A 13321-nucleotide genomic window follows, 5' to 3' on the forward strand; every position below is an offset into this window, starting at 1 on the left:
AAACCTCGCGAACGCGGTCCGAAATCACCGCAGGTGGTAGCGACCACTTATGAGGCTCACACAGGCCCGGCACAGCACCCTCCGGTTCGGGAGCACCCTTCCGGACGACTATTTCGGATTTTGTGCGCCAGGGACCGCAAAACATGCGACGACCCTGGTCGATGCCGGTGCCCCGGGGTTCCGGCACCGCGAGGGCACCCCGAACCCCGGCCGCGGGAACGTGAACCACGCCACACCTCGTACGCAAAAGGCAGCAAAGCGCCCGCCGGGATCGACGGACGCCTCACTACGGGGGTGGTGCACTCGTCACCGGGTGCCGCGCCAGCCGCCCAACGAGGCCAGACCGACGATCCAGCCGACGAAGAGGCCGTACTGCGCCCCGGAGCCGGCCGACCGGAAGGCGCCGAGCAGCGAGGGGTCGGTGAAGAAGAGGGTGGCGAGCAGGGCGGCGAGACCGCCCGCGAAGATGTACGCGGCCCAGCCGGCGAAGAACTGGCTGATCGTGCCGCGCGCCCGGGCCAGCTGGGAACCGGGCAGCAGAACGAGGAAGAGAGCGGTCAGCACCACGACCAGGATCGCCTTGAGGTCGCCGACGATCACGTCCCGCAGCGCGTCGTCGGTGTCGAAACTCCAGTGCGGCCAGGCCAGCAGCTGCAGCCACCAGCCGCCCGCCGTCTCCGGGTCGGTGTTCTTCTGCGCCCAGTCGGAGTACCAGGGGCTGCCGAAGACCAGGACGAGTATCAGTGCGGCAAGCGTGCCCGCACCCGGTGCGGTCTTGTAACGGTTACCGAGAGCCATGCGCCCCGCTATTCCCTGCGGGGCGCCCGGCTCAAACGACGAGCGTCACTCCTTGCCCTACGACAAGAATCAGTCCTTGCTGAGGTAGTCGATGAACGCCGCCCGCAGCAGCGGCTCCTGCTCACCGAGATCGCGGCCCTCGAGCTCACGCCAGAGCGCGACCGCCTCGTCGATGGCCGGCCCGATCGAGTTCGGAGCACCGTCCAGAGCAGCGGCCTCGTCGGCGTCGGGCAGGTGACGCAGCACCGACCAGAAGAAGCCGACATCACGGCGTTCCCGCGCCCTGGTGAAGGCACGTTCCCGGAGGTCCTCGGTGGGCAGAGCGTCCAGTTCGGCGAAGCTGGGCCTGGTCATGACCAACAGCATACGGTCAGCGGCCGGCGCCCCACGGGCCGTCGTCCCAACGGTCACTCCGCTTGGCCGGCTCGGACGGGGAGTTCCAGGTCTCCGGCAGGTCGGGCGACCAGACGGTGCCGCTGGACGGCGCGGCGTTCCAGTCCGGTCCGGCGACGGACGAGGCCGGACTCGCGTACGACTCCACGATCCGGGTCACGACCAGGCCGCCGAGCAGCACCGACGCCGCGATGGCGAAGAGTGCGATGTTGAGGTCGGTCCGGTTGGCGAAGTCCAGGAACAGCGTCAGCGCGGTGACCGCGAACAGGGTGCCGAAGATCCCGCCGCGGCGGCCGTACGCACTCGTGCCGGCCAGCATGGCCAGGCCCAGGGCGATGCCGCTCCACTCCATGCCGGTGTCCGGGACGATCGGCCCGTCCGCCGACGCGGCGATCAGCACACCGGCGCCGACCGCGAACAGGGTGGACAGCACCAGGGCCAGCAGCACCGGCAGGGCGGCCGCGGCGCCACGGCGCAGGGCCGGGTCGCCGACCGGGCGCATCCGGCCGAGGAACCGGCGGATCGGTGAGATCGCGCCGAGCATGCCGCCCAGCAGCGCCAGCCCGGCGAACGCGCCGAACAGGATGAACGCCTGACCCGTCGGGTCCCAGTCGCCCTGCACCACGACCGGCTCGGGACGCAACTGCACGAAGACGATCGCGGCGAGCCCGGCGACCAGGGTGGCCGCCCAGCCGGGCACGTGCAGGACCAGGACCAGCAGGGCCACCGCCAGCGCGCCCGCGGCACCCAGGATCAGGGCCGGGACGACCGACTCGGCCAGGCCCTTGTCACCGTTCTCCGCGTACTGGAAGGCGGCGGCCAGGGCGACCGGGCCGAGCGCCAGGTTGGGCACGCCGGCCCGCAGGCTCAGACCGGCACCGAGGGTGAGCAGACCGATCGAGGCGCCGGTGACCAGCAGGGTGTCGAGCGCGGGACGTTGCAGGGCGGCCGCGTCCTCGCGGAACAGGAAGAAGCCGAGCACCCCGGTGACGACCAGGAGGATGACCTCCCAGCCCAGATGGATGCCCAGGCGGTCCCGGCCGTCCGTGTCGGGCAGCGGGATCGCGCCGGTGGACGACGGCGACCGCGGCGACTGGTCGAGCGTGTTGCCGGTGGTGTCCTCGAACTGCACCCGCCGGCGGTAGGCGGCCGGATCGTTGTCGGCGGGCTCGCCACCCGGCCGGCGGTAGGTCGCCTCGTCGTACGCCATGGTCGCGCCTCCTTACGCCTCCAACGGGCGGTCCGGAGGCGCACGCTACTCCGGCTGAGTGCCGCCCCCGCTAGCATACGGACACAGCACGGCCTCAGTTCAGAGGCGGATGTCTGTCGACGACCGTCAAAGTCGTCCGCTCCGCCGCCCGGTGTCGTCGTCCTCCCGGTCGTCGCGTTCCGGCACCCGGCAGGCCCGCTCCAGCCACAGTGCCGCACCGATCAGGACGATCGCCCCGATCAGGGTGGCCGCCGCGGCCGGCACGTCGTCGCGCGCCGCGGTGGTCGGCTCGACCAGCAGCCACGCGAGCAGGCCGGCGGCGAACCCTGCGGAGAGCGCACCGACCAGCGCGGACGCCTTGGCCAGGGCGACGAACCGGACCACCGCGAGCGGCTGCACCGGTGGGGCGCCCCGCTTGCGCTGGATCCGGGCAGTGGTGTTCTGCGCCAGATAGGCCTCGACGAGTGCCAGCACGAAGAGCACCGCCGCGCCGGTCCACGGCAGCGGGGTGAGCTGGTAGAAGGAGTAGCCGATCAGCAGCCAGCCGCCGGCCGCGGCCGCCAGCGCGGCCACCACCAGCGCGGACACACTGGTCGGACGGAGCGACGGGTCGTTGCGGTGGCCGGGTCCGGTGGGATCGGTGCTCACCGCATCGACTCTAGCGACAGATCGGGGCGGGGCGTCATCGCGGCGATGTCGTCGGCGAGCCCCGGCGCGTTGAGCAGATCGGTGAGCCAACCGTGTCCGGGCAGCTCGCCGTGCGGATGGATGTCGATCCACGGGCGCAGAACGAACGCGCGCAGGTGCGCGCGCGGGTGCGGGAGGGTCAACTCGGGGTCGTCGGCGAGCACCGGCGTGCCGTCCGGCTCCCAGACGGCGATCACGTCGACGTCGAGCGTGCGCGGCCCGAAACGGCGCTGCGGGTCACGGACCCGGCCTTCGGCCGATTCGCAGGCCTGTGCCCGGTCCAGCCAGTCGCGCGCGGTCGCGCCCGCGTCGTCCACGAGCACCACGGCATTGAGGTACGGGGGCTGAGCGGCGTCCCCCCACGGCGGCGTCTCGTACACGCCGGACACCAGGACGACGTGCGCGCCGAGCCGGTCGACGGCGGCCCGCAGATGGGCGTACCGGTCGCCGAGGTTGCCGCCCAGGGAGAGGATCGCCCGGGTCACGAGCGGCTCCGGCGCAGCGTGACGGCGACGTCCGCGAACTCGTGCGGGATCGGCGCCTGCGGTTTGTGCACGGTCACCTCGGCGGCCTCGACCCGCGGGTCGGCCAGGCACACGTCGAGCAGCCGATCGGCGAGGCGTTCGAGGAGGTTGACCGGTTCGCCGGTGAGCACCTCGACGAGACGGCCGGCCAGCTCGCCGTAGTGGACGGTGTCGGTGACGTCGTCGGTGGCCGCCGCCCGGGACAGGTCCAGGTCGAGACTCACGTCGACGACGAAGTCCTGGCCCTGCTCGCGTTCGAAGTCGTAGACGCCGTGGTTGCCGCGGGCGCGCAGGCCGGTCAGCGTGATCCGTCCGGTCATCGGTCCCCTCCGTCGGTGGTGCCGGCCCGGCCGATGCGGGGACCGGGCTGCTGCTTCCAGGGGCGGGCCGCCCACTTCGAGGGACGGCTCACCTGCTTCTGCGGACTGCTCACGGCGTACCCCGGAATCGCGGTGAGCCGGTGGCGCGCCAGACGGCGATGGCGTCGGCGGTCGCGCGCACCTCATGCACCCGGACCCCCCACGCGCCGGAGGCGACCGCCAGGACCGACGTGGCGAGCGTGGCCGCCTCGCGGCCGCCGACCTCGCGGGGCGTGCCGTCCTCGTCGGCGAGCAGCCGGCCCAGATAGGTCTTGCGGCTGGCCGCGAAGAGCACCGGGAAGCCGAGGTCGACGAGTGCGCCGAGGTTGGCACTCAGGTTCCAGTTGTGTTCCGCGGTCTTCGCGAACCCGAGACCCGGATCGAGCACGATCCGGCTCGGGTCCACTCCGGCCGCCATCGCGTCGTCGGCCCGGGCCCGCAGCTCGTCGCGCACCTCGGCGACCACGTCGGAGTAGACCGCGAGCTTCTGCATGTCCCGGGAGTGTCCACGCCAGTGCATCAGGATCCACGGGCAGCCGGCGGCCGCCGCCACCTGCGCCATCCTCGGGTCGGCGAGCCCGCCGGAGACGTCGTTGATCGCCACTGCGCCGGCCGCGACGGCCGCCTCGGCGACCGCGGCGCGGGACGTATCGATGCTCACCGGTACGCCCTCGGCGAACAAGCGCTCGATCACCGGAACCACCCGGGCGATCTCCGTGGGGGCGTCCACACGGTCCGCTCCGGGGCGGGTCGACTCGCCGCCCACGTCGATGACGTGCGCACCTTCGCGAAAAAGAGTGACGCCGTGGTGAACCGCGGCTTCGAGATCGGTGTATCTCCCCCCGTCAGAGAAGGAGTCCGGCGTCACGTTGAGGACACCCATCACGACCGGGTGATCCCGGTGGAGTAGCTCAGCACCCGTGAGCTGCGCGTCTGTTGGCGAGGTCGGCACCAGAGAAGGGTACGGGTCAGCGGTGATTCGAACAGGTGTACGATCCCACGTGACTCGTATTCATCCACTCCTTCACCTTGGGTAACGAAACGGGCGCTTGTTGCTCGCAAGTACGAGCCGTACTCTTCGGATCTGGGCATCATGAAGGAACCGAAGAGAGCAGACGAGCATGGCAGTGCCCGAAGGGCTCACTCGACGCGGTGAGTCAGAGGTAGCACGATATGGGCGTTGCCTGAGGGCTTCACAACTGCAGCGTGTCCGCACCCCCCATACCGGACACGGGGAGGTTTACCGATGATCGCCACCGAGCTCGCCGGACAGGTCGCCATCCTGGCGGCAGACCCCAAGGGCATCAACACCGAAGGCATCGTCACTTTCTTCGCGAGCAACATCGCACCGATCCTGCTCGCGGTCCTCGGCGTGATCTTCATCGGCCGGGCCAGTCGTGGCGAGATCTCCAAGGTCGTCACCAGCTCCGCCATCGCCATCGTGGGCCTGGCGTTCATCGCCGGTGCCGCGACACTCTTCTTCGTCGGCGAGTTCCTGATCAAAATGATCTTCAACTGAGATGCGGCTCAGGACCGACGACGACATCTACCGGGCCCGCCTGGTCTACCTGGGCCCGCCCGGATACACCCTGCCCGTGCATCTGCCGTACGCGCAGTACGGGATGTTCGTCGTGCTGGTGCCGCTCTTCATGGTCGGCCACTACCTGCTGACGCTCGAGTTCGACCCGTTCCCGGCGTGGGAGATCGCCCTCGCCATGGTCACCACGTCGTACGTGTTCCGGCACGTCGACCCGGACCGGCCGGCCCGTGTCGTCATCCGCACCGCGCTCACCGACTGGCGCCGCACCCGCGAGCCCGCCGTGGAGCAACGCGATCCAAGACTTGTCGCCACTCGCATCCGTGTTCGGGAGGAGTTGGTATGACCAGTTGGGCTGTCGTGCGTCTCGGTGGGGTCCAAGGATGACCGGAACCCCTCCGCACGGGCATCCCCGCGCGGACGCATCTCGCCAGAGCAGGCAGAGTAACGGTGTGCACCCGAACGCCTACTCTTCGCCTGATTCGCTTGACGCCGTCGAGGAGTACGTCACCGCGCCGGCACACGGTGGGGTGGGCGTCTTCCAGTCCCCACAGAACGTACGGACGACACCGGCGGCGGGGACCGACACCACCTTGGACATCGACTCCCCGTTCCTCGATCTCTTCGGGGGCGCGCCCGGTAACCGGAACACCAAGCCCGCACCCGCGGCTCCGCCTGCTCCACCTGCTCCGCCCGTTGCGGAACCGGCCCCCGTGGCGCCGGCTCCGGAGCCCTCCCCCGGATGGAACGGGGCCCCGTTCACCCGCGCGCCGATCGGCCCCAAAGCCGACTACTTCCCGGAACCGACCACCGAGGAGCGCGTGCTCGCCGCCGAGGAGGCCGAGTACGACTCGTGGCCGCCGGCCGCGGCGCCGCTCCCCCCGGTCCCCGACGAGCCCCTCTGGCAGAAGCGGACCGACACCTCGCTGCCCGTCCCGGTACCGGAGAAGGCTCCTGCCCGGCGCACCGAGAAGGCGCCCGCGCCCCGCCGCCCCGACCCCAAACCGGTCAAGGCGAAAGACGCCAAAGAGCCCAAAGCCGTTTCGGTACGCCGTCAGAAACTCAAGTTCAGCGACCGCGACCCGGCGATGGAACTGGCGATCAGCGAGATCGCCGGGCACCTGACGTTCACCCAGAGCACCGTCACCGCGTGGTACCACCTGCCCGAGGTGCGCTGGGCGTTCCGACCCGACGCCGAACGCGAGGCGCTGCTCAGCGCGATCTCCGAGCAGTACGCCGGACTCGCCGGTTTCCGCCTGCACCTGCGCCGCACCACCCGGCCGTTCCCGGCCGACGAATGGGCCCGCACGGTCGACTCGTTCACGCCCAAACCGCTGCCCGACGTGCACGGCGGCACCTCCTGGTCCGACCACCTGGTCGCGGCGCAACGGCACCTGCTGTCGGTGAACCACGCCGAAGGCCAGACGTACCTCGGCGTGACGTTCGCGCGGCGGTCCCTCGGCGACACCTTCTCCGAACGGATCCTGCGCGTCTTCGGCCGGGGCACGTCCGACGGCGAACGGCGCAAGCTCGGGCGTACCGTCGAACAGTTCGACGAAGTGCTCAACGCGTTCGGCATGCGGGGCCGCCGGGTCACCCCGCAGGAACTCGAGTGGCTGCTCTACCGCTCGGTGGCGCTCTGCATGGCCCCGCCCGGCCTGCTCTCCCCCGTCTCCAACGGGCACTGGGAGACCGGTGACCTGCTCGCCCTCACCGAACAGGTGGAGCGCTACCGCACGCCGTACGGCTCGACGGTGAAACTCGTCAACCGGATGTCCGGCGAGGAACGACACGTCGCCGTCCTGTCCGTCGGCCGGATGGAACCGCTGGAGATCCCGGAGAAGCACGAGCCGTGGATGCACTTCCACGAGCGCCTGCCCTGGCCGATGGAACTCTCGTCCCGGATCGACATCCTCGGCTCGAACAGTTCCTTCAACAACCTCGAACACCGGCTCCGCATGATCCGGTCCCAGCAGCTCGACTACGCCGAACACGGCATCGACGCGCCCCCCGAGTTGGAGCGCCTCGCCAAGCGGGCCCTGGTGATCGGCGACGAGATGACCACCGGCCTGCCCACCGACTCGGCCCGCGCCCACGGCTGGCACCGGATCGCGGTCGGCGGCGCCACCCGCGAGGAATGCCTGGAACGGGCCCGGCGGCTCATCCAGCTGTACTCCCGGGAACTCCGCATCTCCCTGCAACACCCGAAGAACCAGGACCAACTGGCCCGGGAATTCATCCCCGGCGAGCCGATCGCCAACACCGGATACGTACGCCGGATGCCGGTCAAGCTGCTCGCGGCGGCCGTCCCCCAGGCGGCGTCCACGGTCGGCGACCGGCGCGGCGACCTGATCGGGCGGACCGCGGGCACCTGCCGGCGCCCCGTCTTCCTCGACCTGCACTTCCCGATGGAGGTGCGGGAACGCTCCGGACTCGGCGTGTTCGTCGCCGAACCCGGAGGCGGCAAGTCGACCCTGATGGGTGCACTCGGCTACCTCAACGCCCGCCGCGGCGTCCAGGTGACCCTGCTCGACCCGTCCGGGCCCCTCGCCCGGCTGTGCCAGATGCCGGAACTCCGGCCGTACTCGCGGGTACTGAACCTGACCGGCTCCGAACAGGGGACGCTGGCGCCGTACGCGCTGATCCCCACCCCGGTCCGGTCCGAGTTCACGACCGGCCCCGCCGGCGACCGGGAATACGAGATCGCAGTCTCCAACGCGCGGGCCGAACGCCGCATGCTCGTCCAGGACATCTGCTCGATGCTGGTGCCGCCGCAGGTCGCCAAGGAGGCCTCCACGGCCACCCTGCTCCGGCACGCGGTCCGACAGGTCCCGGCGGAGGAGACGTCCACGCTGGACGACGTCGTGCGTACCCTCCAGAACCTCGACAACGACGAGGGCAAAGAACTCGCCAACCTGCTCCTCGACACCGCCGAGATGCCGCTCGCACTGCTGTTCTTCGGGCACCCGCCGCCCCACCTGCTCGGCGCCGACTCGGCGCTCACCGTCATCACCATGGCCGGCCTGCGCCTCCCCGACCTCAAAATCGAGCGGGAATACTGGTCGGCCGAAGAATCACTGGCGCTGCCGATGCTGCACACCGCACACCGGCTCGCCGTCCGCCGCTGCTACGGCGGCTCCATGTCGTCCCGCAAAATGGTCGGCCTCGACGAGGCCCACTTCATGGAGGGCTGGCGTTCCGGGCGTTCATTCCTGGTACGCCTCGCCCGCGACTCCCGGAAGTGGAACCTCGCGGCGCTGGTCGCCTCGCAGAACCCGCGCGACATCCTCGGCCTCGACGTGCAGAACCTCGTCTCCACCGTCTTCGTCGGCCGTATCGCCGAAGACCAGGAGATCGCCTCCGAGGCACTCCGGCTCCTGCGAGTCCCGGTGCACGACGGGTACGAGGCGACCCTGGCGTCCCTCTCCCAGGTCGACACCTCGTCCCAGAACCGTCTGGGCTTCCGGGAATTCGTGATGCGGGACGTGGACGGGCGGGTCCAGAAGGTAAGAGTCGACGTGTCGTACGTCGACGGGCTCCTTGAACATCTGGACACGACACCGGGGGTGCCGCCGCCGGCGGTCGTACCGCTCCCGTCCGACCTGGAGGTTTGAGATGGTGAGGCGGGGGCTGGCACTGATCACGACGATGTTCGTGGTGGTCGTGGGGTCGATCGTCTGGGCGGTGGCGGCACCGCAGGGCGCGTTCGCGGCGCCGGCGCGCGCCCCCGGCGGCCTATGCAGCACCGAGGAGTGGTCCCAGGACATCCCAGGCTGCGTAAAACGCCTAGCCGAAGTAACCGGCACCCGCGCTGAATGCTTGACTCCCCCCAAACCCAGTTCTCCCGACTCAGGGTTGGCGGGGTGGTTCGCTGAACGGCCAGAGTCTTCCACTAAGCCTGGCCCTCAGGGAATCTATAGCCAATACGGATATGCCGGATACAGTTACACAACCTACGATTTAGAGAACGGTTGCGCTTCGACCGTCATAGACCCCGAATACAAGGTTGAAACAACCATCGCCAACGGTGAGTTCATGGTTGCAACCGCTGTAATCGGAGCATCAAACGCTCTACGAGAGCGCGCGTGGGACCCTCGAACCCTTTGGGGCTGGGCAGACCCGCTAGTTGACCAAGCAACCAAAGCCGTATACGAGAAGGTTTTCAGCGTATTTGGTGTAATCACACTAGCTGTGGTCGGCATTTATCTACTTTGGCGATCCCGTCAGGCCGACATGGGCGCCGCAACAACAACCGCGGGATGGGCAATCCTGATCATGGTGGCTGTCACAGCCATCGCGGCATGGCCCGTTAAATCTGCGAGTATCGCCGACCAGAGCCTTATCACCACCCTAAGCGTGGTTCATGACGCGGTTGGCCCACGAGCCGTCGACACCCCGAGCGATCAATGTGACGATCCAACTCCCGGCGCTTGCACTGACAACAGGGCTCCTGCAGTTCGAGCCAGCGATACCGCCACAGAGACGATGCTCTACAGGAACTGGCTGCGGGGAATTCTAGGTTCTGCAGACAGCGAGACAGCAAAAAAGTATGGAAAAGCCCTCTACGACGCCCGGTCATTGACGTGGGATGAAATTCAAAAAGTTCGCGACAATCCAGACACACGCGACGCAACACTAACCGCCAAAAACGAGCAGTGGAAAAGGGTTGCCGAGCAAATTAGGCAAGAAGATCCCGAGGCATACGAATACCTAAAAGGCGTTAATGGCATGGAACGCATCGGCGCTGGCTTCATTGCAGTTCTGGCAGCCGTTCTCTTTGCCATGTTTGATCTGACTGCTTCGATTCTCGTTCTGCTTGGGTTCTTGATTTTTCGATGGGCCGTTATCGCTGCGCCTATTCTTGGCACGATTGGGTTGCTTCGGCCGGCCAGTGCTGGGATTCGGCGGCTGGGGAACGCGGTGGTGGCCGCGGTGTTCAATATTGCGATCTTTGGCACCGGCGCCGCGATCTACCTGTTCGCCGTGGATCTGATCATGAATACGGCCAGTCTGGCGGGCTGGTTGCAGGTGGTGCTGGTGTGGCTCACCGGCGTGGTCGGGTGGCTGCTCCTCCGGCCCTACCGGCGGATCACGCAGCTCGGCGGCAAGGACGGTGCGGCGGCGATCGCTTCCGGCGGGTCCTGGCATCGCCGGTTCTTCCGGGACATGCGGGAAGCGGCCAAGCTCGAAGTCGCCGAGGGCGGCGGCACGCGGGAGCCGACCTTCGGCAAGGACGGGCGGACCGTTTACGTCGAGCAGCGTTCGCTCCGGCCCGAGGCCCGGCTCGAGGACCCGGCCCACTCGTCCCGCCGTGAGATCGAGACCGTCGCCGCCCCCACGGCGTCGAGCCGTCCGGACGGCAACGAATCGGTGCGGGACGACGCCCCGGCCCGCAAGGAGCAGGCGGCTCCGACTCGTACAAGAGGCCGGTCTGAATGGTCCGAACCGGACGCCGGTGAACGCCCGACGTCATATGCGATCTACCGGCCCGAGACGGGTTCCACGACACAGGAGCCGGCTAGCCCCCGGGTGCGCTCCGAGGCCAGGTGAGGGACGTGCCAAAACTCCTCGAACGCGGCCTGACCGGACTGTTCCGGTCCCGGTGGGGCATCGGTCTCGTGCTGATCGTCCTGGTCTTCCTGGTGGTCGGCATCGGACGGCTGTTCTCGGACGGGAGCACCAGCCCGTCGCTCGGCGCGGGTAGTCCCGCGCCGGCGATCAGCGCCGACCCGGCCGAGGACGACAGTGTCGTCTCCAGCGTGACCCCGCCGACCCCGAAGACCAGCCCGGGTGGGGCACAGCCGGAGCAGGTCGCGTACGCGTTCGCGTCGGCCTGGGTGAACCACCAGGACGTCAGTGCCGAGAAGTGGCTGGACCGGCTGCTGCCCAATGCCACGAAGAACCTGGCCGGGCAGTTGAGCGGCGTCGATCCGGCGGGTGTGCCGGCCGAACGGGTGATCGGCCGTCCGAGCCTCGCGGCGGTCAACAATTCGATGGTCAACGCTGTCGTCACGATGAACTCCGGCAAGCTCACCCTGCGGCTGGTCGCGCCCGACGGGCTCTGGCTGGTCGATGGCATCGACTGGGAAACGGCGTGAGAGTCCCCCGGCCGCGCAAGATCGTTCTGCTGGTCTCGCTGGTGGTGACCCTGACCCTGCTCTGCTGCGGGGGCAGTGTCACCCTCATCGTCCTCGGCAGCATCTCCGACGAGAACCCCGCGATGCTGACCTCCGCGACGGGCTGCGGGGAGAACGGCCCGGTCGACCCCGATGCGAAGCTTCCCGAGTTGAGTTCCTACGGCGCGGCGCAGATGCGCAACGCCGCGGTCATCATCAACGTCGGCGCGGAACTGCAGATGCCGCCCCGGGCGTGGGTGATCGCGGTGGCGACAGCCATGCAGGAGTCCCGGCTGTCCAACCTCGGGCATCTCGGTGCGAAGAACGACCACGACTCGCTCGGCCTTTTCCAACAGCGTCCGAGTTCCGGATGGGGCACCCCGGACCAGGTCCAGGATCCGGTGTACGCGAGCACGAAGTTCTACAAGAAACTGAAGACCGTCGACGGCTGGCAGACGATGTCGCTGACCCGGGCGGCGCAGGCCGTGCAGATCAGCGCCTACCCGGACGCGTACGCCAAGCATGAGCCGATCGCCACCCAGATCGTCAACACGCTGGCGGACGGCGCGGCGAACGCGGCAGGTGATTCGGTGGCCATGGTCTGCGCGGCCGGCAGTCAGGTCGCCGCGTCCGGATGGACGATCCCGCTGAAGGCGCCCGTCGGCTCCGCGTTCCGCAGCCCGGAACGCCCCAACCACCAGGGTGTCGACCTGAGCGTCGGCAGGTACACACCGATCGCCGCGGTGGCCAGCGGTGTCGTCTCGGTGGTCAAATGCGACGAGGACTTCCGCGGCCGGAAGACCTGCAACTCGGACGGATACCCTGGTAAGGGCGGCTGCGGGTGGATGGTGGAGATCCTGCACGCCGGCAATGTGATGACCCGTTACTGTCACATGGTGCAACGGCCTTTCGTCCGCGAGAACCAGCAGGTCGCCGCCGGCGAGATCATCGGCCGGGTCGGGACGAGTGGCAACTCGTCCGGCCCGCACCTGCATTTCGAGGTCCACCTGAACAACGACCGGTCCAGCACGGGCGCGATCAACCCGGTGCAGTTCATGCGTGAGCAGGGCGCGGCGTTGGGGAACGAAGGATGATGCGCGGATCGGTGCCGGACCCGTTCGCGGGGCACGAGGCGTGGGCTACGGAGTCGCCGCGCCCCATCGTGCCGGTGCCCGCCTCGATGAGCGGGTCGATGCGGGGGCGGCGGGTTCTCATCGGTCTGCCCGGTCACGGTTGGCGAGCCGATCTGCGCGCTGACGAGAAGGTAGTCCAGGGCAGCCGCACCTATGTGCCGGTCATTCCGGAGGCGGAATGGTATCGCGCGGAAGCCGAGCAGACCGAGGTGTTCGCCCCCTTGGTTCCGCTGGAGAGGGTCTGGGTCGAGGACTACGGCGTTTCCCTGGGGCCCTCCGGAATGGGCGACGAGGCGTCACTTCTCGTCTCCCTGGACGAGCCGCCACGGCGCAATCCGATAGCGGCCCTGGACGCTAAATCCTTGACCGGTCGTCGCGTAGTCGAAATGACCAGCGGCGCAGATGAGCGCCGCGACCTACGGGCGGTAACTGAACTTCATACCAGCGATGACGGCAGCATCTGCGTACGCGTCACGACCGAGCTGGAGTGGTACCGCTGGGCCTGGGCAGGCAAAACCCCCCGAACCCTAGAAATCCCCGCCAACACCCTATGGGCTGAATAAG

At 68.7% G+C, this 13321-nt stretch carries 14 protein-coding genes; 7 read left to right on the forward strand and 7 right to left on the reverse strand.

What is annotated here, in order from left to right; all coding sequences use genetic code 11:
- Window positions 1-306 precede the first annotated feature (306 nt).
- The 7 genes from WH85_RS23145 to folP all read right to left on the reverse strand — a co-directional run bounded on the left by WH85_RS23145 (window position 307) and on the right by folP (window position 4854).
- Entirely contained in the window at window positions 307-798 is a 492-nt protein-coding gene (locus WH85_RS23145) for a hypothetical protein (RefSeq protein ID WP_045744070.1), read from the reverse strand.
- Between the two features lie 69 nt (window positions 799-867).
- Window positions 868-1164, reverse strand: a complete 297-nt coding sequence (locus WH85_RS23150) for a hypothetical protein (RefSeq protein ID WP_045744071.1) — start codon at window positions 1162-1164, stop codon at window positions 868-870.
- A 4-nt stretch (window positions 1165-1168) separates the two neighbouring features.
- Window positions 1169-2401: a hypothetical protein gene (locus WH85_RS23155; protein ID WP_052720716.1), complete on the reverse strand. Its 1233-nt coding sequence runs from the start codon at window positions 2399-2401 to the stop codon at window positions 1169-1171.
- 126 nt (window positions 2402-2527) lie between these two features.
- Window positions 2528-3049 carry a DUF3180 domain-containing protein gene (locus WH85_RS23160; protein ID WP_045744072.1) on the reverse strand — a complete coding sequence of 174 codons (522 nt, stop codon included), beginning with the start codon at window positions 3047-3049 and terminating at the stop codon, window positions 2528-2530.
- Complete coding sequence (gene folK, locus WH85_RS23165; protein ID WP_045744073.1) at window positions 3046-3573, reverse strand: 2-amino-4-hydroxy-6-hydroxymethyldihydropteridine diphosphokinase; 528 nt, start codon at window positions 3571-3573, stop codon at window positions 3046-3048. Before folK ends, WH85_RS23160 begins: the two co-directional genes overlap by 4 nt.
- Window positions 3570-3932 carry a dihydroneopterin aldolase gene (folB, locus tag WH85_RS23170; RefSeq protein WP_045744074.1) on the reverse strand — a complete coding sequence of 121 codons (363 nt, stop codon included), beginning with the start codon at window positions 3930-3932 and terminating at the stop codon, window positions 3570-3572. Before folB ends, folK begins: the two co-directional genes overlap by 4 nt.
- A 109-nt stretch (window positions 3933-4041) precedes the next feature.
- Window positions 4042-4854, reverse strand: coding sequence for a dihydropteroate synthase (gene folP / locus WH85_RS23175; RefSeq protein ID WP_063775537.1), 813 nt, complete (start codon window positions 4852-4854; stop codon window positions 4042-4044).
- 363 nt (window positions 4855-5217) lie between these two features.
- Between folP and WH85_RS23180 the strand changes: the two genes are divergently transcribed.
- From WH85_RS23180 to WH85_RS23210, 7 genes are all read left to right on the forward strand, one after another.
- Window positions 5218-5490: a hypothetical protein gene (locus WH85_RS23180; RefSeq protein ID WP_045744076.1), complete on the forward strand. Its 273-nt coding sequence runs from the start codon at window positions 5218-5220 to the stop codon at window positions 5488-5490.
- A gap of 1 nt (window position 5491) precedes the next feature.
- On the forward strand, window positions 5492-5854 hold the full coding sequence (locus WH85_RS23185) for a hypothetical protein (RefSeq protein ID WP_045744077.1): 363 nt from the start codon (window positions 5492-5494) through the stop codon (window positions 5852-5854).
- A gap of 367 nt (window positions 5855-6221) precedes the next feature.
- Window positions 6222-9122 carry an ATP-binding protein gene (locus WH85_RS23190; RefSeq protein WP_425394661.1) on the forward strand — a complete coding sequence of 967 codons (2901 nt, stop codon included), beginning with the start codon at window positions 6222-6224 and terminating at the stop codon, window positions 9120-9122.
- 1 nt (window position 9123) lies between these two features.
- Window positions 9124-11058, forward strand: a complete 1935-nt coding sequence (locus WH85_RS23195) for a DMT family transporter (RefSeq protein ID WP_045744079.1) — start codon at window positions 9124-9126, stop codon at window positions 11056-11058.
- Window positions 11059-11063: 5 nt separating this feature from the next.
- Window positions 11064-11606 carry a hypothetical protein gene (locus tag WH85_RS23200; protein ID WP_045744121.1) on the forward strand — a complete coding sequence of 181 codons (543 nt, stop codon included), beginning with the start codon at window positions 11064-11066 and terminating at the stop codon, window positions 11604-11606.
- Entirely contained in the window at window positions 11603-12718 is a 1116-nt protein-coding gene (locus WH85_RS23205) for a M23 family metallopeptidase (RefSeq protein WP_083449205.1), read from the forward strand. Before WH85_RS23200 ends, WH85_RS23205 begins: the two co-directional genes overlap by 4 nt.
- Entirely contained in the window at window positions 12718-13320 is a 603-nt protein-coding gene (locus WH85_RS23210; protein WP_045744123.1) for a hypothetical protein, read from the forward strand. Before WH85_RS23205 ends, WH85_RS23210 begins: the two co-directional genes overlap by 1 nt.
- Window position 13321: the final 1 nt, after the last annotated feature.

The organism is Actinoplanes rectilineatus, from assembly GCF_000962825.1.
In the GTDB taxonomy this organism is placed as follows: domain Bacteria; phylum Actinomycetota; class Actinomycetes; order Mycobacteriales; family Micromonosporaceae; genus Actinoplanes; species Actinoplanes rectilineatus.

Excerpts from the sequence above, each read along its gene's own strand:
- WH85_RS23150 (WP_045744071.1), bottom strand. The coding sequence starts at position 1,164 with ATGCTGTTGGTCATGACCAGGCCCAGCTTCGCCGAACTGGACGCTCTG.
- folP (WP_063775537.1), bottom strand. The coding sequence starts at position 4,854 with ATGGGTGTCCTCAACGTGACGCCGGACTCCTTCTCTGACGGGGGGAGA.
- WH85_RS23145 (WP_045744070.1), bottom strand. The coding sequence starts at position 798 with ATGGCTCTCGGTAACCGTTACAAGACCGCACCGGGTGCGGGCACGCTT.
- WH85_RS23185 (WP_045744077.1), top strand. The coding sequence starts at position 5,492 with ATGCGGCTCAGGACCGACGACGACATCTACCGGGCCCGCCTGGTCTAC.
- folB (WP_045744074.1), bottom strand. The coding sequence starts at position 3,932 with ATGACCGGACGGATCACGCTGACCGGCCTGCGCGCCCGCGGCAACCAC.
- WH85_RS23155 (WP_052720716.1), bottom strand. The coding sequence starts at position 2,401 with ATGGCGTACGACGAGGCGACCTACCGCCGGCCGGGTGGCGAGCCCGCC.
- WH85_RS23210 (WP_045744123.1), top strand. The coding sequence starts at position 12,718 with ATGCGCGGATCGGTGCCGGACCCGTTCGCGGGGCACGAGGCGTGGGCT.
- WH85_RS23180 (WP_045744076.1), top strand. The coding sequence starts at position 5,218 with ATGATCGCCACCGAGCTCGCCGGACAGGTCGCCATCCTGGCGGCAGAC.
- WH85_RS23195 (WP_045744079.1), top strand. The coding sequence starts at position 9,124 with ATGGTGAGGCGGGGGCTGGCACTGATCACGACGATGTTCGTGGTGGTC.